The organism is Mycobacterium seoulense, from assembly GCF_010731595.1.
GTDB lineage: Bacteria > Actinomycetota > Actinomycetes > Mycobacteriales > Mycobacteriaceae > Mycobacterium > Mycobacterium seoulense.
Genome location: NZ_AP022582.1, coordinates 5,380,470 through 5,406,234, shown reverse-complemented (window position 1 = coordinate 5,406,234; position 25,765 = coordinate 5,380,470). Strand labels below are relative to the sequence as shown.

Genomic DNA, 25,765 nt, shown 5'->3' with positions numbered 1-25,765 from the left:
GGCCGGCCGTCAGAAGGGCGGGGGGTCGTGGTCGGGGTCGGCTGTGGTGACCGGGGCGGGTTGGCGGGCCTGGCGGTTGTGTCGGCGTTCGGTGGCGGTGCGGGTGGCGCGGTCCTGGGTGCGGGTGCGGCGCCGGCGCGGCATCATCGCGGTGCGCCCGGCGCAGAAGTCCTGCGGGGGGTCGGCTTCGGGGGCGGGCATGCCGCCCACGGCCCGGCTCAGGCTGGGGAACAGCAGCGCACTGCCCGGGGTGGTGACATAGGTGTGCCCGGCCGGGGAGGTCCAGATCAGGGTGCCGTCGGGCAGCTGTTTGTCCTGCCAGCCCCAGAAGGTTTTCACCAGATGATGGGTGCGGCACAAGCATTTGAGGTTGCCCGCGTGGGTGGGCCCACCCAGAGCAGAGGGGAGGGTGTGGTCGAGGTCGCAGGACACCGCCGGGTGATCACAGCCCGGCCAGCGGCAGGTCAGATCCCGGCACCGCACGAAATCGGCCAACGCCGCAGAGGGCACATACCCGGGCTCGGGTGGGGCGTCGCCGGGGTGGACCAGCGGCACCAGCGTGGCCGCGCCGGCCAACTCGGCGAGCAACTCGGGGGGGATCAACCCCTCGGCCCCCAGCTGGCAGCCCGGGGCGCCGCCGCCGCCCTCGAGCGTGGCCTGTTCGGCGATGACATGGATCACCACCGGGCCGGCGGGCGCCCGGTCACCGGCCGCGCAATCCGGGCGCCCGCAGCGGCAGCCCAGCCGCTGGGCCCCGGCGGCCAACGCGCCCAGGGCATCGGCGCGGCGCTGCTGGTGGCTGCGCGGATCGTGGGCGCACACCGTGCCCGCCAGCGCATCCAGCCGGTTGTCCAGGGCGGCCGCATCCGGGCTGCACACCACGCCCTCGATGCGCGCCAACCCCTCACCCATCTCACCGATCCACACCTCGCGCCCCGCCGCGCGGTCCCGACGCCGGCGCACCGCATCGGCGTCCGCGCCCGCCACCACCTTGTCCACCCGCGCCGCCAGCCGGGCCGGGGTCAGCGACGGCCAACGCCCCACCTGCGCGGCCAACCGCGCATCCACGGCCGCCACCACCTCAGGGTCGGTGATCAAATCGGTGCGAAACACCAGCGTCGCCACCATCCGAAAATCGATGTCCCCGGCCGCGAACACCTCGGCCACCCGCGGCAACCGCTCACGCAGCGCCCGCGCATAACGCACCCGGCTGGCCGCCAACCCCTGACCGATCCGCAACTGCGCAGCCACCTCAGCGGCCACCGCCGCCTCGGTATCGATAGCCCAATCCTCGGTCTCACCACACCGCGAGAGCCGATAGGCAAACAACTCCCCGATCGCCGCCAACTGCGCGGCCACCGCCCGATTCTCCACCCGCGCAAAACAGCCGATCCGCTCCAGCAGCCCCGCCGACTGCGCCGTCGTCGACGGATACCGCCGCTCAAAGAGCTCATCGAACTCCGCGATCACCCCCGCCGACGACACCCTCGAATCGAACATAGGTTCGATCATGCCACCACGGTCCGACAAAAAGTTCAGTCCAGCGTTCGACGGCTGACGAACTCACGCCGAGCGCCCGTCACCGGATCGTCGAACTCGATGCGCTGCGCCAGCAACCGCAACGGCGTGCTGAAGTCTCCGGGTGGCACGTCGATAACGTTGGGGTACAACGGATCCCCGTCGATCGGCACGCCCAGCGCGGCCATGTGCACACGCAGCTGATGGGTGCGCCCGGTGCGTGGGGTCAGCCGGTACAGGCCGTCCGGGCAGACGAGCTCCACCAGCGTCTCCGCGTTGGGGGCGCCCGGTTCGCAGGCGGCCTGCAGAACCCCGCGCCGCTTGACGATCCGGCTGCGCACCGCGCGCGGCAACACCAGGGCGGGGTCGACGGCCGCGCGCGCCAGATACGTCTTACGCACCAACCCGCGGGAGAACAGGGTCTGATAGGCGCCGCGCACGTCGCGGCGCACCGTGAACAGCAGCACGCCGGCGGTCAGCCGGTCGAGCCGATGGGCCGGGCTCAGCTCGGGCAGGCCCAGCTCCCGGCGCAGCCGCACCAGCGCCGTCTGCGCCACGTGCCGGCCGCGGGGCATGGTCGCCAGAAAGTGCGGCTTGTCGACCACCACGATGTCCGCGTCGCGATGAAGCACCGTGATCTCGAACGGCACGGGCACCTCGTCGGGCAGTTCCCGATACAGGTAGACGAGGGACCCGGCACCAAGCACCGTGGCCTCGTCGACCACCGCGCCGTCGGCGTCGACCACCTCCCCGGCCAGGACCTTCACCCGCGCCGGCGCGCCGAACCGGTCGGTCAGCTCGTCCAGCACCGGCCCGCCACGCAGCCGCACCCGCGCCGGGCCGAGCCCGTCCCGCACCGGAAGCGGCGCAGGCCTCAATTGAGGGGTACCGGTTCGAGGATCTCGGCGCGCGCCTCCGGGGCGCTGGCCCGCAACTCGTCCGCCGACACGTCGTCGGGCTGGGCCTGCGACAAGACCTCGGCCTCCACCCGCGCGGAGTAGTTGGCCACCTCACGCTCGACGTCCGCGGCGCTCCACCCCAGCACGGGCGCGACCACGTCGGCGACCTCGCGGGCGCAGTCGACGCCGCGGTGCGAGTACTCGATGGAGATGCGCATCCGGCGGGCCAGGATGTCCTCCAGGTGCAGCGCCCCCTCGGCGGTGACCGCGTACAGCGCCTCCACCCTGAGGTAGCCCGGCGCCTCCTTGATCGGGTTGAGCAGGTCGGCGTTGCCGGCCGCCAAACCCAGCACGTCGCCGATCAGCGAGCCGTAGCGGTCCAGCAGGTGCCGCACCCGGTACGGATGCAAACCCTGAAGCGCCGCAACGTGTTCCGCCTGATTGACCAGCGCGAAATAACCGTCGGCGCCCAGCAGGCTGACCTTCTCGGTGATGGACGGCGCCACCCGGGCCGGGACGAACTGGGCCGCGGCGTCGATCGCGTCGGCGGCCATGACCCGATAGGTGGTGTACTTGCCGCCGGCGATGGCCACCAGGCCCGGCGCGGGGACCGCCACGGCGTGCTCGCGGGACAGCTTGGAGGTCTCCTCGCTCTCCCCCGCCAGCAGCGGCCGCAGCCCGGCGTACACCCCGTCGATGTCGGCGTGGGTGAGCGGGATGGCGAGCACGGTGTTGACCGTCTGCAGGATGTAGTCGATGTCGGCCTTGGTGGCCGCGGGGTGGGCCAGGTCCAGGTTCCAGTCGGTGTCGGTGGTGCCGATGATCCAGTGGGTCCCCCACGGGATGACGAACATCACCGACTTCTCGGTGCGCAAAATGATGGCGACGTCGCTGACGATGCGGTCACGCGGCACCACCACGTGCACGCCCTTGGACGCCCGCACCTGAAACCGGCCGCGCTGCTTGGACAACGCCTGAATCTCGTCGGTCCACACCCCCGTCGCGTTGACGACGACGTGGCCGCGAACTTCGGTGACGGCGCCGTTCTCGGAGTCGCGGACCCGCACGCCGGTCACCCGGTCGCCCTCGCGCAGCATCGCGACCACCTGGGTGGAGGTCCGCACCACCGCGCCGTAGTGGGCGGCGGTGCGGGCGACGGTCATGGTGTGCCGGGCGTCGTCGACGACGGTGTCGTAGTAGCGGATACCGCCGATCAGCGCGCTGCGCTTGAGGCCAGGGCTCAGCCGCAACGCGCCGGCCCGGGTCAGATGCTTTTGCGCGGGAACGGATTTCGCCCCGCCCATCCGGTCGTAGAGAAAGATCCCCGCGGCGACATAGGGACGCTCCCACAGGCGATTGGTCAGGGGGAACAGGAACGGCATCGGCTTGACCAGATGCGGCGCCAGGGTGGTCAGCGACAGCTCCCGCTCGTAGAGCGCCTCGCGCACCAGCCCGAACTCCAGCTGCTCGAGATAGCGCAGCCCGCCGTGGAACATCTTCGACGAGCGGCTCGACGTGCCCGACGCGAAATCGCGCGCCTCGACCAGCGCCACCTTGAGCCCGCGGGTGGCGGCGTCCAACGCGCAACCGGAGCCCACCACGCCGCCGCCGATGACGACGACGTCGAACTGCTCGGCACCCAGTCGTTCCCACGCCAACGCGCGCTGCCGGGGTCCCAACGTGGAAGCCGCCCAGGTCTGTGCGCTGTCGGGCGCCTGTATCGGGTTGCTCACGGCAGAGGACTCCTCACCGGGAAACTCCTGTCGGTTACTCGCCAGTAGGACGGTGTCGAACCAAGGCTAGTCCAGATCGTCGTGGGCCATCAGCCGACGAGCGGCCTCGGTGATGGACCCGGACAGCGACGGATAAACGGCGAGCGTCTGCGCCAGCTCGGTCACGGTGATGCGGTTTTGGACGGCCACCGCGATCGGCAGGATCAATTCGGAGGCGATCGGGGCCACCACCACGCCGCCGATGACCACACCGGTGGACTTGCGGCAGAACATCTTCACGAAACCCTGTCGCAGCCCGGACATCTTGGCCCGCGCGTTGGTCCGCAGCGGCAGCATGATCGTGCGGGCCGACACCGAACCGTCGTCGATCATCGTCTGCGGCACGCCGACGGCCGCGATCTCCGGCCGGGTGAACACCGTCGCCGCCACCGTGCGCAACCGAATCGGGCTGACGCCCTCGCCCAGCGCGTGATACATCGCGATCCGGCCCTGCATGGCGGCCACCGACGCCAGGGGCAGCAAGCCGGTGCAGTCCCCCGCGGCGTAGATGCCGGCCACCGAGGTCCGCGACACCCGGTCCACGGTCAGGTAGCCGCCGCGGCCCAGCTCGATGCCGACCCGGTCCAGGCCGAGGCCACCGGTGTTGGGGACCGACCCGATGGTCATCAGGGCGTGACTGCCCTCGACGGTGCGCCCGTCGGCCAGGGTGACCAGCACGCCGCCGTCGGTGCGGGTGACCGACTGCGCGCGGGCGTTCTTGACCAACTGGACGCCTCGTTCGGAGAACGCCTCCTCCAGGACCAGCGCCGCGTCGGCGTCCTCGTAGGGCAGCACCCGGTCCCGGCTGGCTACCACCGTCACCGGCACGCCCAGCTCGGTGTAGGCGTGCACGAACTCGGCGCCGGTGACGCCCGACCCGACCACGACGAGGTGCTCGGGCAGCGCCTCCAGGTTGTAGAGCTGCCGCCAGGTCAGGATGCGCTCGCCGTCCGGCTGGGCCGAGGGCAGGACACGAGGGCTGGCGCCGGTCGCGATCAGCACGACGTCGGCCTCGTACTCGCTGACGGTGCCGTCGGCCGCGGTCGCCCTGACGCGGTGGCAGGCCAGCCCGGGCGTCGGGTCGATCAGCTCGCCGTGCCCGGCGACCACGTGCACGCCCACGCTGAGCAGCTGTTCGGTGATGTCGGCCGACTGCTCCGTGGCCAGTTGCTTGACCCGGGCGTGGATCTGCGGCAGCGAGATCTTGGCGTCGTCGATGTCGATGTCCAACCCCAGCCGCGGCGCCCGGCGCAGCTCGGTGCGCAGCCACGTCGAGGCGATGAACGTCTTGGACGGCACGCAGTCGTCCAGCACCGCCGCGCCGCCGATCCCGTCGGAGTCGATCACGGTGACGTGCGTGGTGTCGGGGTGGGAGGTGGCGGCCACCAGCGCGGCTTCGTAACCGGCGGGGCCGCCACCGAGGATCACGATGCGGGTCGCCACAGCCCCCAACCTAGCGGGGAGACCGGGCACCCTGCAGCGCGGCGCAGCGCGGCGTGAGGAGCAACCGCGCCATCAGACAGCGCGGCGGAACCCTTGGGACACGACCGCTCGTGCGGGTGACGTCTAAGATTTCCCCGTGCCGCTCTACGCCGCCTACGGGTCGAACATGGATCCTGAGCAGATGCTCGAGCGCGCACCCCATTCGCCGATGGCCGGAACCGGCTGGCTGCACGGCTGGCGGCTGACGTTCGGCGGCGAGGACATCGGCTGGGAGGGCGCGCTGGCCACCGTCGTCGAAGACCCGAACTGCAAGGTGTTCGTCGTCCTGTACGACATGACCCCGGCCGACGAGAAGAACCTCGACCGGTGGGAGGGCTCGGAGTTCGGCGTCCACAAGAAGATCCGCTGCCGGGTGGAACGCATCTCGTCGGACACCACCACCGACCCCGTGCTGGCGTGGCTTTACGTGCTCGACGCCTGGGAGGGCGGCCTGCCGTCGGCGCGCTATCTCGGTGTGATGGCCGATGCGGCCGAAGTCGCCGGGGCCCCGGCGGATTACGTGCATGACCTGCGTACCCGGCCGGCCCACAACGTCGGTCCGGGAACCGGCTCCTAGGGAGCCCGTTGCCGCCGGCGTGCGTGTTTGTACGACGACACGCCGGCACGCCCGGCAATGTACGCACCTTCGCCTGGCTTCAGGCGGCCCGGCGCAGATACGTGTTGAGTCGGCCGAGGAGTTCGTGGCGCCGATGTCTGACATCTTCGGCGACGATGGGCACCGGTCAATCCGGCGCGTCGCCGTGCAAACACGCACGCTCGCGGCGGGACGCCCTAGGCCGAGGAGAACGCGGCCGACTGCTCGACGATGTTGACCATCACGCGCAGCCCGATCGCCAGGGCCCGCTCGTCGAGGTCGAACGTCGGCTGGTGCAGGTCCAGCTGCGGCCCCTGCCCCGACCAGACCCCCAGGCGCGCCATCGCGCCGGGGATCTCCTCGAGGTACCACGAGAAGTCCTCGCCCCCGCCGGACTGGCGGGTATCGGCCAGCGCGTCCGGGCCGATGGCCTCGATCGCATGGGTGAGGATGCGCGTCGAGACGTCCTCGTTGACCACCGGCGGCACGCCGCGCCGGTACTGCAGCGTGTGGTCGATGCCCAGCGGCGCCAGCAGCGCCGACACCGTCTCCCGGATGATCTCCTCGAGGCCGACCCACGTCTGCCGGCTCGCGGTGCGGACCGTGCCGCCCAGCACCCCGCTCTGCGGGATGGCGTTGGCGGCCACCCCGGCGTTGACCGCCCCCCACACCAGCACGGTGCCGTTGCGCGGGTCGATGCGGCGCGACAGCACCCCGGGCAGCCCGGTGATCAGCGTGCCGAGGCCGTAGACCAGGTCCGCGGTCAGGTGGGGGCGCGAGGTGTGCCCGCCCGGGGAGTGCAGCGTGATCTCGATCTGGTCGGCCGCCGAGGTGATGGGGCCGTGCCGGACCGCGATCTGGCCGACCAGCAGCCGGGGGTCGCAGTGCAGGGCGAAGATCCGCGACACTCCGGAGATCGCGCCTGCGGCGATGGCGTCGATCGCGCCCCCGGGCATCAGCTCCTCGGCGGCCTGGAAGATCAGCCGCACTCCGACCGGCAGCTCGGGCACCGACGCCAGGGTGAGCGCGGTGCCGAGCAGGATCGCGGTGTGGGCGTCATGCCCGCAGGCGTGCGCGACGTTGGGCATGGTGGAGGTGTAGGGCGCGCCGGTCCGCTCGGCCATCGGCAACGCGTCCATGTCGGCCCGCAGCGCGATCCTCGGCTCGTGTTCGGGGCCCAGGTCGCAGACCAGCCCGGTGCCGCCGGGCAGCACCTTGGGGTTGAGCCCGGCGTCGGCCAACCGCTCGGCGACGAACTGGGTGGTGGCGTACTCCTGCCGCCCCAGCTCGGGGTAGCGGTGGATGTGCCGGCGCCATTCGACCAGGTCGTCGTGGTGTGCGGCCAGCCAGGAGGTGGCGGCGTCGGGCAGGCTCATGCGGACGCCCGCCGTTCCCGCGCGGCCAGCACGCGGTCGCGTTCGGCGGGCGTCTGGGCCAGCTGGACCACCGTGCGGGCCAGCATGATCGCACCCTCGACGACGGCGCGGTCGCCGCTGGGGCCGGCGGCGGCCGTGGCGAACGCGCGCTGGTGAACCGTGGCGCCGCCGGCGTCGACCCCGACCACCGGATGGATCCCCGGCAGCACGTGCGTCACGTTGCCCATGTCGGTGCTGCCCATGGGCAGCGCCGCCTCGAACTCGCGGGCCACCGGCTCGCGGCCGAGCCGGCGCATCTCGTCGCGGAAGACGTCGGCCAGCCATTCGTCGGGCGTGAGTTCGTCGTAAGCGGGTGCCGGGTTGCCGATCTCGTACTCGCAGCCGGTGGCCAACGCGCCCGCGGCGAAGCACGCGTACATCCTGCCCTCCAGCTGTCTCAGCGAATCCGACTCGAACGCCCGCATCGCATACTCCAGCGTCGCGTGCCCGGGGATGACGTTGACCGCCTGGCCGCCATCGGTGACGATGCCGTGCACCAGTTGGCCGGGGGCCAGCTGCTGCCGCAACAGCCCGACGGCCACCTGCGCGACGGTTACGGCGTCGGCGGCGTTGATCCCCAGATGCGGCGCGACGGCGGCGTGGGATTCCTTGCCACGGTAGTGCACGGTCGCCTCCGACAGCGCCAGCGAGCGGGCCGCCGCGATGTCGGCCGGTCCGGGATGCAGCATCACCGCCGCGGCGACGTCATCGAAAACCCCGGCCTGCAGCAGCAGCGCCTTGCCGCCGCCCATCTCTTCGGCGGGGGTACCGATCAGCGCCACCCGCAGGCCCAAGTCGTCGGCCACGTCGGCCAGCGCCAGCGCGGTGCCCACAGCCGATGCGGCGATGATGTTGTGACCGCAGGCGTGTCCGATCTCGGGCAGCGCGTCGTATTCGGCGCATATCCCGACGGTCAGCGGCCCGCTGCCGAAGTCGGCGCGAAACGCGGTCGCCAGGCCACCGGCCTGCGCGGTGATCTCGAAACCGCGCTCGGCGACCAGCGCCTGGGCCTTGGCGCAGCTGCGATACTCGGCGAACGCCAGCTCGGGCTCGGCGTGGATGGCGTGGGACAGCTCAACCAGGTCGGAGCCACGTCGCCGCACGACATCCTCGACGTTGTCCAATGCGGTGGTGGGCATTCTCGCAGTATCCCACCGCGACCGTGAGGCCCGGGCTATACCAGCCCGGCGATGAATCCCGCCGCCTGTCCGGGGTAGGGCGCCACACCGTAATCGTGGTGGGCTTCCCGGTCCCGACCCCCGACCACGCACACCGGATCACCGGGGCTGCAGATGTCGATGGCGCGGCCGGCGAACTGGCCCGCGGTGGAAAGCGGCGTGTTGAACCGGTTGCCGGGGTTGCCGAACACCGCCACCGCCGCGACCTTGTTGGCCAGGCCGGGGTCCAGCGCGGGGGCCGACCCGAAGTTGCCGATGCGCTCGCCCAGCGGCGGCACCCCCGCCAGCATCGACACCGCGGCGGCGCCCTGCGAGAAGCCGCCGAGCACCAGCTTGGTCGCCGGGCACTGGTCGACCATCTGGGCGATGTGATCGCGGGCGTCATTGGCAGCGTCGGCGGTCTGCAGGAAGTTGTAGCTGGCCGGGTAGTTCACCGGGTAGGCGTCGACGCTGCGCGAGCCGAGGGCCGGCCGCAGCGCGTCGAGCAGCGCGTCCCCGGCGACCCCCAGGCCGGGCGGCTCGGCGGTGCCGCGGGCGAAGATCAGCTGGACGTCGGGGCACCCGTCGGCCCGCGCCGTCGGCACCGCGCCGCTGGTGATCGAAAACACCGCCGCCGCAACGGCGACGGCCAGGCCGACTACCGGCCACCTACGAAGACTCATGCGGCAGATTTTCACATATTCCGGCGGGCACCTGCGCAGGGCTAAGGTCGATGGCCGTGGCCGAACCCCCGACCGACCCCGACGACCTGGCTCGGCGGGCGGCGCAATTCATCGCCGAACGCACCGGCGCACCCCAGCATGACGTCGCCGTCGTCCTCGGCTCGGGGTGGCGCCCCGCAGCGGACGCGCTCGGCGTTCCGACCGCCGTGCTGCCGCAGGCCGACGTCCCCGGCTTCGCGCCGCCCACCGCCGTGGGGCACACCGGTGAGCTGTTGTCGACGCGCGTCGGCGAGCGCCGCGTGCTGGTGCTGGTCGGCCGGGTGCACGCCTACGAGGGCCACGACCTGTGCCATGTGGTGCACCCGGTGCGGGCGGCCTGCGCGGCCGGGGCGCGCATCGTCGTGCTCACCAACGCGGCCGGCGGTCTGCGGCCCGACATGGCGGTCGGCCGGCCGGTGCTGATCAGCGACCACCTCAACCTGACCGCGCGGTCGCCGTTGGTCGGCCCGCAGTTCGTCGACCTGACCGACGCGTACGCACCGCGGCTGCGCGAGCTCGCGCGCCTCGTCGACCCCGACCTGACCGAGGGTGTCTACGCCGGCCTGCCGGGGCCGCACTACGAGACGCCGGCCGAGGTGCGGATGCTGCGGCTGCTGGGCGCCGACCTGGTCGGCATGTCGACCGTGCACGAGACCATCGCGGCCCGGGCGGCCGGCGCCGAGGTGCTGGGGATCTCGCTGGTGACCAACCTGGCCGCGGGGATCGGCGGTGAGCCGCTGAGCCACGCCGAGGTGCTCGCCGCCGGCGCCGCGTCGGCCAGCCGGATGGGCGCGCTGCTGGCCGACGTCCTGGCCCGGTTGTAGATGACGCCCGAGGAGTGGATCGCGCACGACCCCGACCCCGCCACGGCCGCCGAGCTCGCCGCGTGCGGGCCCGACGAGCTCGCCGCGCGCTTTGCCCACCCCCTCGTGTTCGGCACCGCGGGCCTCCGCGGCCCGGTGCGCGGCGGGCCCGACGCGATGAACGTGGCGGTGGTGTCGCGCGTGACCTGGGCGGTGGCTCAGGTGCTGGGTGGGCGGGGCCTGGCCGGCGCGCACGTGATCGTCGGGCGCGACTCCCGGCACGGCTCCGCGGTCTTCGCCACCGTCACCGCTGAAGTGCTTGCTGCCCAGGGCTTTTCGGTGCAGCTGCTGCCCGGTCCGGTCCCCACGCCGGTGGTCGCGTTCGCCGTGCGCCACACCGGCGCCGCCGCCGGGATACAGATCACCGCCTCGCACAACCCGCCGACCGACAACGGCTACAAGGTCTACGCCGACGGCGGCACCCAGATCGTCTCCCCCACCGACCGCGAGATCGAGGCCGCGATGGCCGCGGCTCCCCCGGCCGACGAAATCGGCCGGGCCCCGGTGGAACCCGCCGTCACCGATCTGGTCGAGCGCTACATCGCGCGGGCCGCCGGGGTGCGTCGCGCCACCGGTTCGGCGCGGGTGGCCCTCACCCCGCTGCACGGGGTGGGCGGCGTTGTGGCCGTGGAAGCGTTGCAGCGCGCGGGCTTTGGGCAGGTGCACACCGTCGGAGCCCAGTTCGCGCCCGACCCCGACTTCCCCACCGTGGCCTTCCCGAATCCCGAGGAGCACGGCGCCACGGACGCGCTGCTCGCGCTGGCCGCGGACGTCGGGGCCGACGTCGCGATCGCGCTGGATCCCGACGCCGACCGGTGCGCGGTCGCCATCCCCACCGGGCCGGGATGGCGGATGCTCTCGGGAGACGAAACCGGTTGGCTGCTAGGCGATTACATCTTGTCTCGGGTCGCCGATCCCCGGACGGCGGTGGTCGCCAGCACCGTGGTGTCGTCGCGAATGCTGGCGGCGATCGCGCGTCACCGCGGAGCCACCCACGTCGCGTGCGTCCCCGGCGGGTACGCGCCGCGATCGCAGCCGCGCTCGAGGGTTTGACCAAACCCTCACCGGCTTCAAGTGGCTGGCGCGGGCCGACGGGAACGTGCCCGGCGCCACCCTGGTGTACGCCTACGAGGAGGCGATCGGGCACTGTGTCGACCCGGACGCCGTGCGCGACAAGGACGGCATCAGCGCCGCGGTGCTGGTGTGCGATCTGGTGGCCGCGCTGAAGGACCAGGGCCGTTCGGTGGCCGACGCGCTCGACGACCTCGCCCGGCAATACGGCGTGCACGACGTCGCGGCGGTGTCGCGTCGCGTCGCCGGCGCCGCCGAGGCCGCCGAACTGATGCGGCGGCTGCGGGCGACGCCACCGCAAACGCTGGCCGGGTACGCCGCGACCGTCACCGACATCACCGACGCGTTGATCTTCGCCGGCGGTGCCGACGACACGTCGGTCAGGCTGGTGGTGCGGCCGTCCGGGACCGAGCCGAAGTTGAAGTGCTACATCGAGGTTCGCTGCGCGGTGACCGGCGACCTGGGCGAGGCGCGGCAGCGGGCCGGCGCGTTGCGCGAGCAGCTGGTGTCCGCGGCGCGCGGCCTGTAGGCGCGCTAGCGGGGCCCGTACTGACGGTCGCCGGCGTCGCCGAGACCCGGCACGATATAGGCGTTCTCGTTGAGTCCGTCGTCGACCGCCACGGTGAACAGACGCGCCTCGGGCACCGTCTTCTCAAGCACGGCAACGCCTTCGGGCGCGGCCACCGCGCACAACACCGTGATGTCGGTTGCGCCGCGCTCCAGCAGCAGGCCGAGCGTGTACTTCACCGATCCACCCGTGGCCAGCATCGGATCCAGGACCAGCACCGGCAGGCCGGAAAGGTCGTCGGGCAGCGACTCGAAATACCCACTCGCCTGATGGGTTTCCTCGTTGCGCGCGACACCGACGAACCCGACCCGGGCCTGCGGCAGCAGCGCAAGCGCCTGATCGACCATGCCCAGCCCGGCCCGCAACACCGGCACCAGCAGGGGCGGCTTCGCCAGTCGCACCCCCAGCGTCTCGGCCAGCGGCGTGTGGACCGGAAACGTCTCCCGGGGCGCGTCCCGCGTGGCCTCGTAGATCAGCATCGCGGTCAGATCCCGCAACGCGGCCCGGAAACCGTCGTTGTCGGTGTGTTTGTCGCGCATCGTCGTCAGCCGGGCGACCGCCAGCGGGTGATCGACAACGCGCACCTCCACGGTGTTCGACCCTATATAACGATCCGGCCGCAATTCGTTAACGCCCCGCCGAAGCCGCCCGCGTCGGCGCCGCCGCCGCGCCGGCTGCACGCCTATGCTCCCTTGGTGCTGAGCGGAGTCACGGGTTCAACAGGATTGACGGGCAGCGCATTTCGAGTCCTGCGGCTGCTCGGCGCGCTGGCCCTGGTGGGACTGGCGGCCGGCCCGCTCACCTCGCGGATAGGCCTGGTGGCTTCGGCCATTCCACAGCCGGCGCACATCGTGATCGTGGTCGAGGAGAACCACTCCGAAAACGGCATCATCGGCAACAAGTCGGCCCCCTTCCTCACCGCGCTGGCCGCCGGCGGCGCCAACATGACCCAGTCGTTCGCCGAAACACACCCCAGCGAGCCGAATTACCTGGCGCTGTTCGCCGGCAGCACCTTCGGGGTGACCAGAGACCTGTGCCCGGTCAACGCCGGCGCCGCCCCCAACCTGGGTTCCGAATTGCTGGCCGCGGGTTACACGTTCGCCGGCTTCGCCGAAGGCCTGCCCGCGGTCGGCTCGCCGGCGTGCACCGCCGGCAAGTACGCGCGCAAGCACGTGCCCTGGGCCAACTTCGCCAACGTGCCACCCGCGAACTCCCTGCCGTTCTCGGCGTTCCCGATGGGTAACTACGCCGGACTGCCCACCGTGTCGTTCGTCATCCCCAACAACGACAACAACATGCACGACGGCTCCATCGCGCAGGCCGACGCCTGGCTGAACCGTCAGCTGTCGGGCTACGCCAACTGGGCGGCGGCCAACAACAGCTTGCTGATCGTGACGTTCGACGAGGACGACGGCGGCACCCGCAACCAGATCCCCACGGTGTTCTACGGCGCCCACGTCCGTCCCGGCAATTACGCCGAACAGATCAACCACTACAACGTGCTGTCCACGATCGAGGAGATGTACGGGCTGCCCAAAACCGGCTACGCGGCCGGTGCGCCGCCGATCACCGATATCTGGGGCTAGGTGTCCCGACGGCGGGCACCTCCCCGGGCCGTCGCTATTGTGTGCCGCATGGCTGCTGACCTCGTGCCCATCCGCCTGAGCCTGTCCGACGGTGACCGCTACACCGTGTGGGCACCCCGCTGGCGCGACGCCGGCGACGAGTGGGAGGCGTTCCTGGGCAAGGACGAGGACCTGTACGTCTTCACCTCCGTCGCCGACCTGGTCGCGTTCGTGCGCTCCGATACCGACAACGACCTGGTCGATCACCCGGCGTGGAAGGACCTGACCGCGGCGCACGCGCACAAGTTCTCCCCGGCCGAGGACAAGCAGTTCGATCTGGTCGCGGTCGAGGAGCTGGTGTCGGAGAAGCCGACCGAGGAGTCGGTGACCGAGCTGGCCCGCACGCTGGCGCTCGTCTCGTCCATCGGATCGGTGTGCGAGCTCGCGGCGGTGCTGAAGTTCTTCAACGGCAACCCCACGCTGGGCACGGTGTCGGGCGGGATCGACCACTTCACCGGCAAGGCCGGCCTCAAGCGCTGGAACGCGATCGGCGAGGTCATCGGGCGCAGCTGGGACGACGTGCTCGGCGCGATCGACGACATCGCCACCACCCCCGAGGTCGACGACAAACTGTCAGCCAAGGCGGCCGACGAGCTCGCCGAGGAGCCCGAGGAGCCCGAGGAGCCCGAGGAGGACGACGCGCAGGACACCGAAGCCGTCGCGGAGGCCGACGAGGACCTCGACGCGGAAGCCGAGGAGTCCGCGGAGGCCGACGACGAAGGCGAGGAAGACGAGGAAGACGAGGAGGAATCGCGCGCGGCCGGCGACACCGTCATCCTGGGCAGCGACGAGGATTTCTGGCTGCAGGTGGGCATCGACCCGATTCGGATCATGACGAGTTCGGGCACCTTCTTCACGCTGCGGTGCTACCTGGACGACCGCCCGATCTTCCTGGGCCGCAACGGGCGAATCAGCGTGTTCAGCTCGGAGCGCGCGCTGGCCCGCTATCTCGCCGATGAGCACGACCACGACTTGGCCGACTTGAGCACCTACGACGACATCCGCACCGCCGCCACCGACGGGTCGCTGGAAGTCAAGGTGACCGAGGACAACATCTACGTGCTCAGCGGGCTGGCCGACGACATCGCCGACGGGCCGGGCGCCGTCGACCGCGACCAGCTGGACCTGGCCGTCGAGCTGCTCCGCGACATCGGCGACTACTCGGAAGAGGGCACGGTCGACAAGGCGCTCGAGCCGGGCCGGCCGCTGGGCAAGCTCGTGGCCTACGTGCTCGAGCCCGGCTCCGTCGGCAAGCCCTCCGCCCCGTACGCCCCGGCGGTACGGGAATGGGAGAACCTCGAGCAATTCGTCGACGGGCGGCTCAGGCGCGAGTAGGGCGGGAGCGGCTCCCCGTTTGACGGGCCCGGAAGTCTCCTCTTTACTGGCGGGTGTCGCTTCCCGGGATAGGCCCGCTACCGCTGTACGGCTTTCAACGCCCGGGAATGCTGTTGTTCGGCCTGCTCCCGCTGGCTCTGCTCGCGGTCTACGTCCTGGTTCAGGCCCGCCGCCGCCGCCGGCTGCGCCGCTTCACCGAGGCGGACGTGCCGCAGTCGCCGACGCGGCACATCCCGATCGCGGTGTCATTGCTCAGCCTGACCCTGTTGACCATCGCGCTGGCCACGCCCACCCATGACATGCGGATCCCGCGCAACCGGGCGGTCATCGTGCTCGTCATCGACATGTCGCAGTCCATGCGGGCAACCGACGTCCCACCCAACCGGCTCAAGGCCGCCGAGGAGGCGGCCGGCCAGTTCGCCAGTCAGCTGACGCCGGGCATCAACCTCGGGCTGGTCGGCTTCGCGGGCACGCCGTACCTGCTGGTGCCGCCGACCCCGCAGCACCAGGCGACCATCGACGCGCTCAAGAAGCTTGACTTCGCCGACAGCACCGCCACCGGCGAAGCCATCTTCACCGCCCTGCACGCGGTCAGCGCCACCGCCATCACGGGCGGCGACACCCCGCCCCCGGCCCGTATCGTGCTGCTCTCCGACGGCGGGGAGAACAAGCCGTCGAACCCCAGCGACCCGCACGACGGGGTCTACACCGCGGCGCGGCTGGCCCGGGACGAGGGGGTGCCCATCTCGACGATCTCGTTCGGCACCAAGACGGGCGAGATCGAGATGGACGGGCAGCGGGTCGCCGTCCCGGTCTCGACGGACCAGATGAAGATGGTCGCCAAACTGTCCGGCGGGCAGTCCTACACCGCCGGCAACATCGCCGAGCTGAACAAGAGCTACAACGCCATCGAGAAGGACATCGGCTACCGCATCGTGCCGGGACCGGGCAGCGCCGGGTGGCTGCGCCTGGGCGTGCTGGCCGCGCTGATCGCGACGGCGCTGGCCCTGCTGATCAACCGGCGGCTGCCGGTCTGAGCGCTCAGGAGGGCAGCCGGCGGTTCAGGAACAGGCCCGCCAGGACTGCGCCGGCCATGGCGACGGCGCCCAGCAGCATCCAGGCCAGGCTGGCGTCGCCCTTGACGGTCTCGTAGCCGATCTGCCGCTGCAGGGTCGCATAGACGGTCTTCAGCGACTCCAGGCTGTCGGCGTGGAACGCCTGGCCGTCGGTGATCTCGCAGATCTTCTGCAGCGTCTGATCGTCGACGGGAACCGGGATGGTGGCGCCCTCGTACTCGACGGTGCCGTAGGGCGTCCCGAAGGAGATCGTCGAGATCTGCACCCCCTCGGCCTTGGCGGCGCGGGCGGCGGTGAACGCGCCCTGCGGCGCGTTGGGGTCCAGCGGCACGTTCTCGGCGCCGTCGGACTCCAGCACGATGCGCGCGGGCGGCGGGCCGTCCCCGCCCCCCATCACCGAGCCCACCGTCGCGATGGCCTGCAGCGCGGTGAACAGTCCTTCGCCGGTCGCGGTCTTGGGCGCCGGCTTGAGGCTGTCGATCGCCGCCTTCACCGCCGCACGGTTGGTCGTCGGCGAGACCAGCAGCGAGGCGTTGGCGGCGAACTCCACCAGCCCCAGGTTGATCGCGGGGGTGAGCTCGTCGGCGAACTGCTTGCCGGCCACCTTGGCGGCGGTCAGCCGGTCGGGTGCGACGTCGGTGGAGGCCATGGACTCCGAGACGTCGATGACCAGCATGACGACCGCCCGGTTCAGCGGGATCCGGACGTCGGAGGTCGGCCCCGCCATCGCGGTGGTCAGCAGCACCAGCGAGGTGGCCAGCAGGATCGTGGGCACGTGCCGCCACCGGCTGGGATGCGCCGGTGCGACCCGCTCCAGCACCTCCATGTTGGCGAAGCGCAGCACGCGCCGGCGCCGGGCGAACTGCAGCACGACGTAGATGCCCAGGACCAGCAGAACGACGAGCAAGACCAGGAAGAACCACGCGTTCTGGAAGCCGGTGACGGACACGGGGCCCAGCAGGGGCAACTTCATGTCCAGCCACACTATGCGGCAACTGTGGACCGTGCACGGTCCGGCGGGTCAGCCGGCGACGAGGTCGCGGCGCTGCGTGAACTTGATGTCGAGGCTGCGGAGGTGGGTCTGCAGGCCGGCGTCCTGGATCGGGATCAGGTGCGCGGGCTGGTCGGTCTCGTTGTAGTGCGCGTGCCACATGCCCGGCGGGGTGGTGAAGGCGCAGCCCGCCCGCCAGTCCACCCGGATCGGGTCGACGATGTCGCCGCGCTCGTCGAGCCGGGTGCCCAGCAGGGTGTAGCAGCCGTGGGCCGGCGCGTCGAGGATCAGGTCGAGGGCGACCGACTGGTGCCGGTGCGGGCGCTGCACCTGGTTGGGCGGCAGCACGCCGAACATGGCCCACAGCACGTGGGTGATGGTCAGCGTCTGTTCCTGGTTGGCGTTGGCCAGCAACACGCTGACCCGGCTCTTCTCGTTGGCGCCCGGGCGCGACGCGATCTCCTCCAGCTTGGCCACCGCGTCCGAACGGCGGAACTTGGTCGCGCGGAACCGCGGCTGGGTGGCTTGGGCGCCCAGGTAGCGCATGAGCGGCTCGTCGTGCACCCAGTACATGGCCGTGTCGGCGGCCGCGTAGAACACCGAGTGGGTGCCCGCGGGCAGGGTCAGGAAGTCGCCCTTCTCCCATCCGACCAGCTGGCCGTTGACCGCCGCGAAGCCCCGCCCGTAGAGCACGTAGTACAGCTGCGAGGTGGCGTTGGGGCTGGTGTCGACCTGTTCACCGGGGCGGATGCGCACGAAGTTGGCCAGCAGCGCGGGGCTGGTCGCCGCGCCGGTCTCGATGCCCAGCTCCCTGGACAGATCCAGCGGGATCACACCGGTGGGCTGATCGGTGTAGACATCCGGGTCGAAGCGGGTAACCGGGACCTGCGGGACATGGCCCGAGCCGATGGGGTTGGCGGCCTTGGAGTATTCGAAATACTCCGCGTCCTCGGCCCAGTCCTGGAAACGGCCTTCGAACCCGTACTCGGCCACGTTGACCATCGGGGCGGGGATCGTCGGATCGAGGTTCGGGGTCAGGGCTTGTTCCGTGACGGGCATTTCGCGTCTCCTTCGAACTGCTCGGGGGCCTCTCGAGTGCATCTTGCGTCTATCTCGTATCTATCTTGTATCTCAGTTGCGCTGTTGTCAATCCCGCGCTGGTGTACGGTCACCACACTGCTGGGATACGACTTAGCTACCGGAAGGCTGCAGTGGCAACGGGGAACGCCAGGCCGGCAACGGCCAAGGACCGCGCGCTCGACTACGTCAAGACGCAGGTGCTCACCGGCGCGTTCCCGGGCGGGGAGCTGATCAGCGAGGGCGACGTCGCCGCGGCGCTGGGAATGTCCCGCACCCCCGTGCGCGAGGCGTTCCTGCGGCTGGAGGCCGAGGGGCTGCTGCGGCTCTACCCGCAGCGCGGCGCCCTGGTGGTCCCCGTGTCGCCGGACGAGGTCCGCTCGGTGATGGAGGCGCGGCTGGTGCTCGAGCAGTTCGCCGCGACGAAGGTGGTGGGCCGCGGGCCGGCCGCGTGCGCCGCGGTTTTCCAGCGGTTGTCCGGCGAGCTGGCGCGGCAGCGCGCCGCCGTCGACCGCGCCGATTGGCCCGAGTTCCTCGACGCCGACCGCGCCTTCCACGCCGTGACGCTGGCCGAGTCGGGCAACGCCATCTTGTCGGGTTTCTATGCGTCGCTGCGGGATCGTCAGATGCGCATGATCGGCGAGTCGGCGCTGCGCGAACCCGACCGGACGACGACGATCCTGGACGAGCACCGCGAGATCGCCGAGGCGCTGCGCGACGGCGACGGCCCGCGGGCGCTGCGCGCGGTGCAGACGCACCTGGCCGGTACGGTGCGCGCCATCGGGCTCGCCTGATCCGGCTTCCGACCGAATTGTGTTAGAAGTCCGTCTTTTCGGGGAAATCCCCCTCGAAGATGGCGCCCACCCCGGGAGCCGTTATGACAGGAGCTGAAATGGTCGGATCCATCATCCTCGCCATCATCGTGGGCGCCATCATCGGTGTGGTCGCGCGTCTGGTGATGCCGGGTAAACAGAACGTCGGCATGATCATGACCGTCGTGATCGGCGCCGTAGGCGGTTTGATCGGCTCGGCGGTCGCCAGCCAGTTCGGATACCACAACGCCAACGGTGGCATCGCGTGGATTCCGTTCTTCATCGGAGTCGGCGCCGCCATCGTCTTGATCGCGCTCTACGAAGCGCTGACGGGCCGTCGCACCGGCACGCGCCTCACCCGCTGAGCCGAAAGCTGGTCCGCTCGCACATTTTTCGGGCGAGCGGCATCAGCCCGCGATCAGCACGGCGTACCGGGGCTTGATCACGTCGTCGATGATCGCCAGCCGCTCGTCGAACGGAAGGAACGCCGACTTCATCGCGTTGATGGTGAACCGCTCCAGGTCGCTCCACCCGTAGCCGAAAGCCTGCACCAGCCGGTGCATTTCGAGGCTCATCGAGGTGTCGCTCATCAGCCGGTTGTCCGTGTTGACCGTCACCCGGAAGCGCGTGCGGGCCAGCAGGTCGAACGGATGGTCCGCGATGCTTTTCACCGCACCCGTCTGCACGTTGGAACTGGGACACAGCTCCAACGGAATTCGCTTGTCCCGCAGGATCGATGCCAGCCTACCCAATCGGACTTCGCCGTCGCCGAGGACGTCGATGTCATCGACGATGCGCACCCCGTGGCCCAGGCGGTCGGCGCCGCAGAACGCGATCGCCTCGTGGATGGAGGGCAGCCCGAACGCCTCTCCCGCGTGAATGGTGAAGCGCGCGTTGTGGTCTCGCATGTACTCGAAGGCGTCCAGGTGCCGCGTCGGCGGGTTGCCTGCCTCGGCGCCCGCAATGTCGAAACCGACAACTCCCTTGTCCCGGAACCGGATCGCCAGCGCGGCGATCTCCCGGGACACCGCGGCGTGCCGCATGGCGGTCACCAGCAGCCGCACCACGATCGGCCGGCCCGCGGCGGCGCAGGCCTTCTCCCCGTCGGCGAAACCGGCCAGCACGGCGTCGACGATCCGGTCGAAGGACAGCCCCCGGTCGATGTGCAACTCGGGCGCGAACCGGACCTCGGCGTAGACGACGGAGTCGGCGGCCAGGTCTTCGACGCACTCGTAGGCGACGCGGTGCAGGGCGTCGGGTGTCTGCATCACCGCCACCGTGTGTGAGAACGGCTCCAGGTAGCGCTCCAGCGAGCCGCTGTGCGACTGGGTGCGAAACCAGGTGGCCAGCTCGTCGACGTCGGTGGTGGGCAGCCCGTCGTAGCCGACCTGGCCGGCGATCTCCACCACCGTCGACGGGCGCAGCCCCCCGTCGAGGTGATCGTGCAGCAGCGCCTTGGGCGCCTTCCTGATCTGCTCGAGGCCCAGTGGGGTGGTCACGTCACGATCCGATCGATGATCAGCGGCCGCGCCGCCGGCGGCGCGTCGCCGACGCTGTAGCCGCCGTTCAGCTCGGCCAGCGCGGCGCCGAACCGCTCCGGGGTGTCGGTGTACAGGGTGAACAGCGGCGCGCCGGCCGCGACCGGCTGGCCGGGGCGGCGGTGGATCCGGATGCCGGCGCCGGCCTGCACCCGTTCGCCCGGACGGGACCTGCCCGCGCCGAGCCGCCAAGCCGCCAGCCCCACTGCCATCGCGTCGATATCGCCCATTGTGCCGCCCCGGGCCGCGGTCACGGTGTCGGAATGTGCACCGATCGGCAACGGAACCGACAAATCGCCGCCCTGCGCGGCGATCATCCGGCGAAAGCGGTCCATCGCGGTGCCGTCGCTCAGTGTGTCGGCGGGGTCGCGGCCGTCGAGCCCGGCCAGCTCGAGCATCTCGGCGGCCAGCCGCAGCGTCAGCGCGACCACGTCGGGCGGGCCGCCGCCGGCCAGCACCTCCAGCGACTCGGTGACCTCGAGCGCGTTGCCGACGGTCGCGCCGAGCGGGGCGTTCATGTCCGTCAGGAGGGCGCGGGTGGGCACCCCGTGCGCCGCGCCCAACTCGACCATGGTGTGCGCCAGCTCGCGGCTGGCCGCCTCCGAGGCCATCAGCGCCCCGGAGCCGACCTTCACGTCGAGCACCAGCGCGCCCGCCCCCTCGGCCAGCTTCTTGCTCATCACCGAGCTGGCGATCAGCGGCAGCGACTCGACGGTGGCGGTGACGTCGCGCAGCGCATAGAGCCTGGCGTCGGCCGGTGCCAGCTCGCCCGCGGCGAAGATGGCCGCGCCGACGTCGCGGAGCTGCTCGCGCACCCGCCGGGTGGACAGCGCGGCGGTGAACCCGGCGATGGACTCGAGCTTGTCCAGCGTGCCGCCGGTGTGCCCGAGCCCGCGCCCCGACGCCTGCGGCACCGCCGCGCCGCACGCCGCGACGACGGCCACCAGCGGCAGGGTGATCTTGTCCCCCACGCCGCCCGTGGAGTGCTTGTCCACGGTGGGGGTCCGCAGGTCGCGGAAGTCGAGCCGGTCACCGGACGCCAGCATCGCCGAAGTCCAGCTGGCGGTCTCTTCGCGGTCCATGCCGCGCAGGAAGATCGCCATCAGCAGCGCCGACATCTGTTCCTCGGCGACCCGGCCGTGGGTGTAGGCGTCGACGACCCACTCGATCGCGGCGCCGGACAGCCGGCCGCCGTCGCGCTTGGTCCGGATCACCGTCGGCGCGTCGAAGTCGAAGTCGGTCAACGGGGTTCCCGTGGCAGGTCGGCGCTGAAGGCGTCGGGAAGCAGCTCGCCGAGGGGGCGGGGCCCGGCCGGATGGTCGATCAGCAGCCCGGGGCCGCCGTGCTCGAGCAGCACCTGGCGGCATCGCCCGCACGGCATCAGGGTGGCTCCCCGGCCGTCGACGCAGGCCAGCGCGATCAGCCGGCCGCCGCCGGTGGTGTGTAGGGCGCACACCACACCGCATTCGGCGCAGAGAGCAAGGCCATATGAGATGTTTTCCACATTGCAGCCGGTGACCACGCGGCCGTCGTCGACCAGCGCGGCCGCCCCCACCGGGAACCGCGAGTACGGCGCGTAGGCCCCCGCCGCGGCACCGATTGCCTTGTGACGCAGCGCATTCCAATCGATATTCGGCATAACGCAACCCCGCTCGTCTAAGGGGACGTGAGACTGCCACCCTAACTCCGGCATGGCACGTGGATGGGCGGACCGCTTGGCGCGGGCGCCGCCCCGGCGGGGTTAGGCTGAACTGCCCCGATGTCAGAAGGCGGTGAGGACTGGGTGACCACACAGGCGACGACCGCGGATCCGGCACCAGAATCTGCGCCCTCGCGCAGGCGGCGACCACCCCGGACCCTGTATCGGGGTGACCCGGGCATGTGGTCGTGGGTGCTGCACCGCATCAGCGGCGCGACGATCTTCTTCTTCTTGTTCGTCCACGTGCTGGACGCCGCGATGCTGCGGGTCAGCCCGCAGACCTACAACGCGGTGATCCACGACTATCAGACGCCGGTCGTCGGCCTGATGGAGTACGGGCTGGTGGCCGCCGTGCTCTTCCACGGGCTGAACGGGATTCGAGTCATCCTCATCGACTTCTGGTCCGAGGGCCCCCGCTACCAGAAGGTGATGTTCTGGATCGTCGGCGTCGTCTTCCTGCTGCTCATGGTCCCGGCCGGCGTGGTGACCGGCATCCACATCACCGAGCACCTCCGATGAGCTCCCCCGACCTGCAGCTCGGCCGGGGCCAGGTGGCCCCGGTGCGGCAGCGCAGCCACGACCGGCCCGCCAGCCTCGACAACCCGCGCTCGCCGCGGCGCCGGGCCGGCATCCCCAACTTCGAGAAGTTCGCGTGGCTGTTCATGCGGTTCTCCGGGGTCGCGCTCATCGTCCTGGCCGTCGGCCACCTGTTCATCATGCTGATGTGGGACGACGGCGTTTACCGCATCGACTTCAACTATGTGGCGCAGCGCTGGGCCTCGCCGTTCTGGCAGTTCTGGGATTTGGCGCTGTTGTGGCTGGCGCAGCTGCACGGCGGCAACGGCCTGCGCACCATCATCGACGACTACAGCCGCAAGGACAGCACCCGGTTCTGGCTCAACAGCCTGCTGCTGTTGTCGATGGGGTTCACGCTGGTGCTCGGCACCTACGTGCTGGTGACATTCGACCCGAATATCGGAGGCTGAGGTGATCCAGCAACACCGATACGACGTCGTGATCGTCGGGGCCGGCGGTGCCGGCATGCGCGCGGCGGTGGAGGCCGGTCCGCGGGTGCGCACCGCGGTGTTGACCAAGCTCTACCCCACCCGCAGCCACACCGGCGCCGCGCAGGGCGGCATGTGCGCGGCCCTGGCCAACGTCGAGGACGACAACTGGGAATGGCACACCTTCGACACCGTCAAGGGCGGCGACTACCTCGCCGACCAGGACGCGGTGGAGATCATGTGCAAGGAAGCCATCGACGCGGTGCTCGACCTGGAAAAGATGGGGATGCCGTTCAACCGCACCCCCGAGGGCCGCATCGACCAGCGCCGGTTCGGCGGGCACACCCGCGAACACGGTAAGGCCCCGGTGCGCCGGGCGTGCTACGCGGCCGACCGCACCGGCCACATGATCCTGCAGACCCTCTACCAGAACTGCGTCAAGCACGACGTGCAGTTCTTCAACGAGTTCTACGCGCTGGACCTGGTCCTCACCGAGACGCCGAGCGGGCCGGTGGCCACCGGCGTGGTGGCCTACGAGCTGGCCACCGGCGAGATCCACGTCTTCCACGCCAAGGCCGTGGTGATCGCCACCGGCGGTTCGGGCCGGATGTACAAGACCACCTCCAACGCGCACACGCTCACCGGCGACGGCATCGGGATCGTGTTCCGCAAGGGACTTCCGTTGGAGGACATGGAGTTTCACCAGTTCCACCCGACCGGTCTGGCGGGGTTGGGCATCTTGATCTCCGAGGCGGTGCGCGGCGAGGGCGGCCGGCTGCTCAACGGCGAAGGCGAGCGGTTCATGGAGCGCTACGCGCCGACGATCGTGGACCTGGCGCCGCGCGACATCGTCGCCCGCTCGATGGTGCTGGAGGTGCTCGAGGGCCGCGGCGCCGGCCCGCACAAGGATTACGTCTACATCGACGTCCGCCACCTCGGCGAGGACGTGCTCGAGGCCAAGTTGCCCGACATCACCGAGTTCGCCCGCACCTACCTGGGCGTGGACCCGGTGCACGAACTGGTCCCGGTGTACCCGACGTGTCACTACGTGATGGGCGGCATCCCGACCACCGTCACCGGACAGGTGTTGCGGGACAACACCTCCACGGTGCCGGGCCTGTACGCGGCGGGCGAATGCGCGTGCGTGTCGGTGCACGGCGCCAACCGGCTGGGCACCAACTCGCTGTTGGACATCAACGTCTTCGGCCGCCGCGCCGGCATCGCCGCCGTTAACTACGCGCGGGGGCACGACTTCGTCGCGATGCCACCGAATCCCGAGGCGATGGTCGTCGGCTGGGTGGCCGACATCCTGAACGAGCACGGCAACGAGCGGGTGGCCGACATCCGCGGTGCGCTGCAGCAGTCGATGGACAACAACGCCGCGGTGTTTCGCACCGAGGAGACGCTGAAGCAGGCGCTGACCGACATCCACGCGCTCAAGGAGCGGTACTCCCGAATCACCGTGCACGACAAGGGGAAACGCTTCAACAGCGACCTGCTGGAGGCCATCGAGCTGGGCTTCCTGCTGGAGCTGGCCGAGGTCACCGTGGTGGGCGCGCTGAACCGCAAGGAGTCGCGCGGCGGCCATGCGCGGGAGGACTACCCGAACCGCGACGACGTCAACTACATGCGCCACACCATGGCGTACAAACAGGGCACCGCTCTGCTGAGCGACATCGCACTGGACTTCAAGCCCGTCGTGCAGACCCGCTACGAGCCGAAGGAGCGGAAGTACTGATGTCCGAGAGTGCCGACGTCGAGGTGGACCGCGGACCGGAGCCGCCCTTGCCGCCCATCCCCGAGGGGGCGGTGATGGTGACGGTCAAGATCGCCCGGTTCAACCCCGACGATCCCGACGCCTTCGCGAAGACCGGTGGCTGGCAAAGCTTTCGGGTGCCATGCCTGCCCAGCGACCGGCTGCTCAACCTGCTGATCTACATCAAGAGCTACCTGGACGGGACGCTGACCTTCCGGCGGTCCTGCGCCCACGGGGTGTGCGGTTCGGACGCCATGCGCATCAACGGCGTCAACCGGCTGGCCTGCAAGGTGCTGATGCGCGACCTGCTGCCCGAGAAGAAGGGCAAGCAACTCACCGTCACGGTCGAACCGATCCGCGGCCTGCCGGTGGAGAAGGACCTGGTCGTCAACATGGAGCCGTTCTTCGACGCCTACCGCGCGGTCAAGCCGTACCTGGTCACCAGCGGGAATCCGCCTACGCGGGAACGCATTCAGAGCCCCACCGACCGCGCCCGCTACGACGACACCACCAAATGCATCCTGTGCGCGGCCTGCACCACCAGCTGCCCGGTGTTCTGGCACGAGGGCAGCTACTACGGCCCCGCGGCGATCGTCAACGCGCACCGGTTCATCTTCGACAGCCGCGACGAGGCCGCCGCCGAACGCCTTGACATCCTCAACGAGGTGGACGGCGTGTGGCGGTGCCGCACCACCTTCAACTGCACCGAGTGCTGCCCGCGCGGCATCCAGATCACCAAGGCCATCCAGGAGGTCAAGCGCGCGCTGATGTTCACGCGCTGACCAGCGGG

General features: G+C 70.6%; 24 protein-coding genes and 1 pseudogene. 12 read left to right on the top strand and 13 right to left on the bottom strand.

Annotated elements, in window-relative coordinates:
- Positions 1-9: 9 nt before the first annotated feature.
- The 4 genes from G6N37_RS25210 to G6N37_RS25195 form a co-directional block, all read right to left on the bottom strand.
- A complete protein-coding gene (locus G6N37_RS25210) occupies positions 10-1,500 on the bottom strand; it encodes an HNH endonuclease signature motif containing protein (RefSeq protein WP_163684185.1) in 1,491 nt (496 codons plus the stop codon).
- 35 nt (positions 1,501-1,535) lie between these two features.
- Positions 1,536-2,396 carry a pseudouridine synthase gene (locus G6N37_RS25205; protein WP_163684183.1) on the bottom strand — a complete coding sequence of 287 codons (861 nt, stop codon included), beginning with the start codon at positions 2,394-2,396 and terminating at the stop codon, positions 1,536-1,538.
- On the bottom strand, positions 2,393-4,150 hold the full coding sequence (locus G6N37_RS25200; RefSeq protein WP_163684182.1) for a glycerol-3-phosphate dehydrogenase/oxidase: 1,758 nt from the start codon (positions 4,148-4,150) through the stop codon (positions 2,393-2,395). Before G6N37_RS25200 ends, G6N37_RS25205 begins: the two co-directional genes overlap by 4 nt.
- A gap of 66 nt (positions 4,151-4,216) precedes the next feature.
- On the bottom strand, positions 4,217-5,632 hold the full coding sequence (locus G6N37_RS25195) for an NAD(P)H-quinone dehydrogenase (protein ID WP_163684180.1): 1,416 nt from the start codon (positions 5,630-5,632) through the stop codon (positions 4,217-4,219).
- A gap of 136 nt (positions 5,633-5,768) precedes the next feature.
- On the opposite strand from G6N37_RS25195, the gene G6N37_RS25190 reads away from it, so the two are divergent.
- Positions 5,769-6,248, top strand: coding sequence for a gamma-glutamylcyclotransferase (locus G6N37_RS25190; protein WP_163684178.1), 480 nt, complete (start codon positions 5,769-5,771; stop codon positions 6,246-6,248).
- 215 nt (positions 6,249-6,463) lie between these two features.
- Here G6N37_RS25190 and G6N37_RS25185 read toward each other — a convergent pair whose 3' ends face one another.
- Genes G6N37_RS25185 through G6N37_RS25175 form a run of 3 tightly spaced genes read right to left on the bottom strand, consistent with a single transcriptional unit; the run spans position 6,464 to position 9,521 of the window.
- The gene (locus G6N37_RS25185) at positions 6,464-7,642 is read right to left on the bottom strand and encodes an amidohydrolase (protein ID WP_163684176.1); all 1,179 of its coding nucleotides are present in this window, start codon (positions 7,640-7,642) and stop codon (positions 6,464-6,466) included.
- The gene (locus G6N37_RS25180) at positions 7,639-8,820 is read right to left on the bottom strand and encodes a M20 family metallopeptidase (protein ID WP_163684174.1); all 1,182 of its coding nucleotides are present in this window, start codon (positions 8,818-8,820) and stop codon (positions 7,639-7,641) included. Before G6N37_RS25180 ends, G6N37_RS25185 begins: the two co-directional genes overlap by 4 nt.
- A 35-nt stretch (positions 8,821-8,855) precedes the next feature.
- Entirely contained in the window at positions 8,856-9,521 is a 666-nt protein-coding gene (locus tag G6N37_RS25175; RefSeq protein ID WP_163684172.1) for a cutinase family protein, read from the bottom strand.
- 56 nt (positions 9,522-9,577) lie between these two features.
- Between G6N37_RS25175 and G6N37_RS25170 the strand changes: the two genes are divergently transcribed.
- Together G6N37_RS25170 and G6N37_RS25165 are read left to right on the top strand one after the other, a co-directional pair.
- Positions 9,578-10,384, top strand: a complete 807-nt coding sequence (locus G6N37_RS25170) for a purine-nucleoside phosphorylase (protein WP_163684170.1) — start codon at positions 9,578-9,580, stop codon at positions 10,382-10,384.
- Positions 10,385-12,023: pseudogene (locus G6N37_RS25165) on the top strand (phospho-sugar mutase).
- A gap of 5 nt (positions 12,024-12,028) precedes the next feature.
- On the opposite strand, the gene upp reads toward G6N37_RS25165, so the two are convergent.
- Positions 12,029-12,652, bottom strand: a complete 624-nt coding sequence (gene upp, locus G6N37_RS25160; RefSeq protein ID WP_163684169.1) for a uracil phosphoribosyltransferase — start codon at positions 12,650-12,652, stop codon at positions 12,029-12,031.
- A 135-nt stretch (positions 12,653-12,787) separates the two neighbouring features.
- Here upp and G6N37_RS25155 point away from each other — a divergent pair, with 135 nt between their 5' ends.
- Genes G6N37_RS25155 through G6N37_RS25145 form a run of 3 tightly spaced genes read left to right on the top strand, consistent with a single transcriptional unit; the run spans position 12,788 to position 16,059 of the window.
- A complete protein-coding gene (locus G6N37_RS25155) occupies positions 12,788-13,648 on the top strand; it encodes an alkaline phosphatase family protein (protein WP_372514740.1) in 861 nt (286 codons plus the stop codon).
- Positions 13,649-13,696: 48 nt separating this feature from the next.
- Positions 13,697-15,022: a protein export chaperone SatS gene (gene satS, locus G6N37_RS25150; protein ID WP_163684166.1), complete on the top strand. Its 1,326-nt coding sequence runs from the start codon at positions 13,697-13,699 to the stop codon at positions 15,020-15,022.
- Between the two features lie 53 nt (positions 15,023-15,075).
- The gene (locus G6N37_RS25145; RefSeq protein ID WP_163684165.1) at positions 15,076-16,059 is read left to right on the top strand and encodes a VWA domain-containing protein; all 984 of its coding nucleotides are present in this window, start codon (positions 15,076-15,078) and stop codon (positions 16,057-16,059) included.
- Between the two features lie 4 nt (positions 16,060-16,063).
- Here G6N37_RS25145 and G6N37_RS25140 read toward each other — a convergent pair whose 3' ends face one another.
- On the bottom strand, positions 16,064-17,071 hold the full coding sequence (locus tag G6N37_RS25140; RefSeq protein ID WP_163684163.1) for a VWA domain-containing protein: 1,008 nt from the start codon (positions 17,069-17,071) through the stop codon (positions 16,064-16,066).
- Positions 17,072-17,119: 48 nt separating this feature from the next.
- A complete protein-coding gene (locus G6N37_RS25135) occupies positions 17,120-18,148 on the bottom strand; it encodes a cupin domain-containing protein (protein WP_163684161.1) in 1,029 nt (342 codons plus the stop codon).
- A gap of 152 nt (positions 18,149-18,300) precedes the next feature.
- Between G6N37_RS25135 and G6N37_RS25130 the strand changes: the two genes are divergently transcribed.
- Together G6N37_RS25130 and G6N37_RS25125 are read left to right on the top strand one after the other, a co-directional pair.
- On the top strand, positions 18,301-18,960 hold the full coding sequence (locus G6N37_RS25130; RefSeq protein ID WP_163684159.1) for a GntR family transcriptional regulator: 660 nt from the start codon (positions 18,301-18,303) through the stop codon (positions 18,958-18,960).
- A gap of 98 nt (positions 18,961-19,058) precedes the next feature.
- Positions 19,059-19,343 (top strand): GlsB/YeaQ/YmgE family stress response membrane protein, encoded by a 285-nt coding sequence (locus G6N37_RS25125; protein ID WP_067943778.1) that lies wholly within the window; start codon positions 19,059-19,061, stop codon positions 19,341-19,343.
- Between the two features lie 42 nt (positions 19,344-19,385).
- Here the strand turns inward: G6N37_RS25125 and G6N37_RS25120 are convergent, their stop codons facing one another.
- From G6N37_RS25120 to G6N37_RS25110, 3 genes are read right to left on the bottom strand one after another with little or no spacing between them, the layout of a single operon-like run.
- Positions 19,386-20,477, bottom strand: coding sequence for an adenosine deaminase (locus tag G6N37_RS25120; protein WP_163684157.1), 1,092 nt, complete (start codon positions 20,475-20,477; stop codon positions 19,386-19,388).
- Positions 20,474-21,760 (bottom strand): thymidine phosphorylase, encoded by a 1,287-nt coding sequence (locus G6N37_RS25115; protein ID WP_163684155.1) that lies wholly within the window; start codon positions 21,758-21,760, stop codon positions 20,474-20,476. Before G6N37_RS25115 ends, G6N37_RS25120 begins: the two co-directional genes overlap by 4 nt.
- The gene (locus G6N37_RS25110) at positions 21,757-22,155 is read right to left on the bottom strand and encodes a cytidine deaminase (RefSeq protein ID WP_163684153.1); all 399 of its coding nucleotides are present in this window, start codon (positions 22,153-22,155) and stop codon (positions 21,757-21,759) included. Before G6N37_RS25110 ends, G6N37_RS25115 begins: the two co-directional genes overlap by 4 nt.
- Positions 22,156-22,395: 240 nt before the next feature.
- On the opposite strand from G6N37_RS25110, the gene sdhC reads away from it, so the two are divergent.
- Genes sdhC through G6N37_RS25090 form a run of 4 tightly spaced genes read left to right on the top strand, consistent with a single transcriptional unit; the run spans position 22,396 to position 25,757 of the window.
- A complete protein-coding gene (sdhC, locus tag G6N37_RS25105; protein ID WP_232075608.1) occupies positions 22,396-22,734 on the top strand; it encodes a succinate dehydrogenase, cytochrome b556 subunit in 339 nt (112 codons plus the stop codon).
- The gene (locus tag G6N37_RS25100; RefSeq protein WP_007168001.1) at positions 22,731-23,201 is read left to right on the top strand and encodes a succinate dehydrogenase hydrophobic membrane anchor subunit; all 471 of its coding nucleotides are present in this window, start codon (positions 22,731-22,733) and stop codon (positions 23,199-23,201) included. Before sdhC ends, G6N37_RS25100 begins: the two co-directional genes overlap by 4 nt.
- Before the next feature lies 1 nt (position 23,202).
- Entirely contained in the window at positions 23,203-24,957 is a 1,755-nt protein-coding gene (gene sdhA / locus G6N37_RS25095; RefSeq protein WP_163684149.1) for a succinate dehydrogenase flavoprotein subunit, read from the top strand.
- Positions 24,957-25,757, top strand: coding sequence for a succinate dehydrogenase iron-sulfur subunit (locus G6N37_RS25090; protein WP_163684147.1), 801 nt, complete (start codon positions 24,957-24,959; stop codon positions 25,755-25,757). Before sdhA ends, G6N37_RS25090 begins: the two co-directional genes overlap by 1 nt.
- The last annotated feature ends 8 nt before the right edge of the window (positions 25,758-25,765 follow it).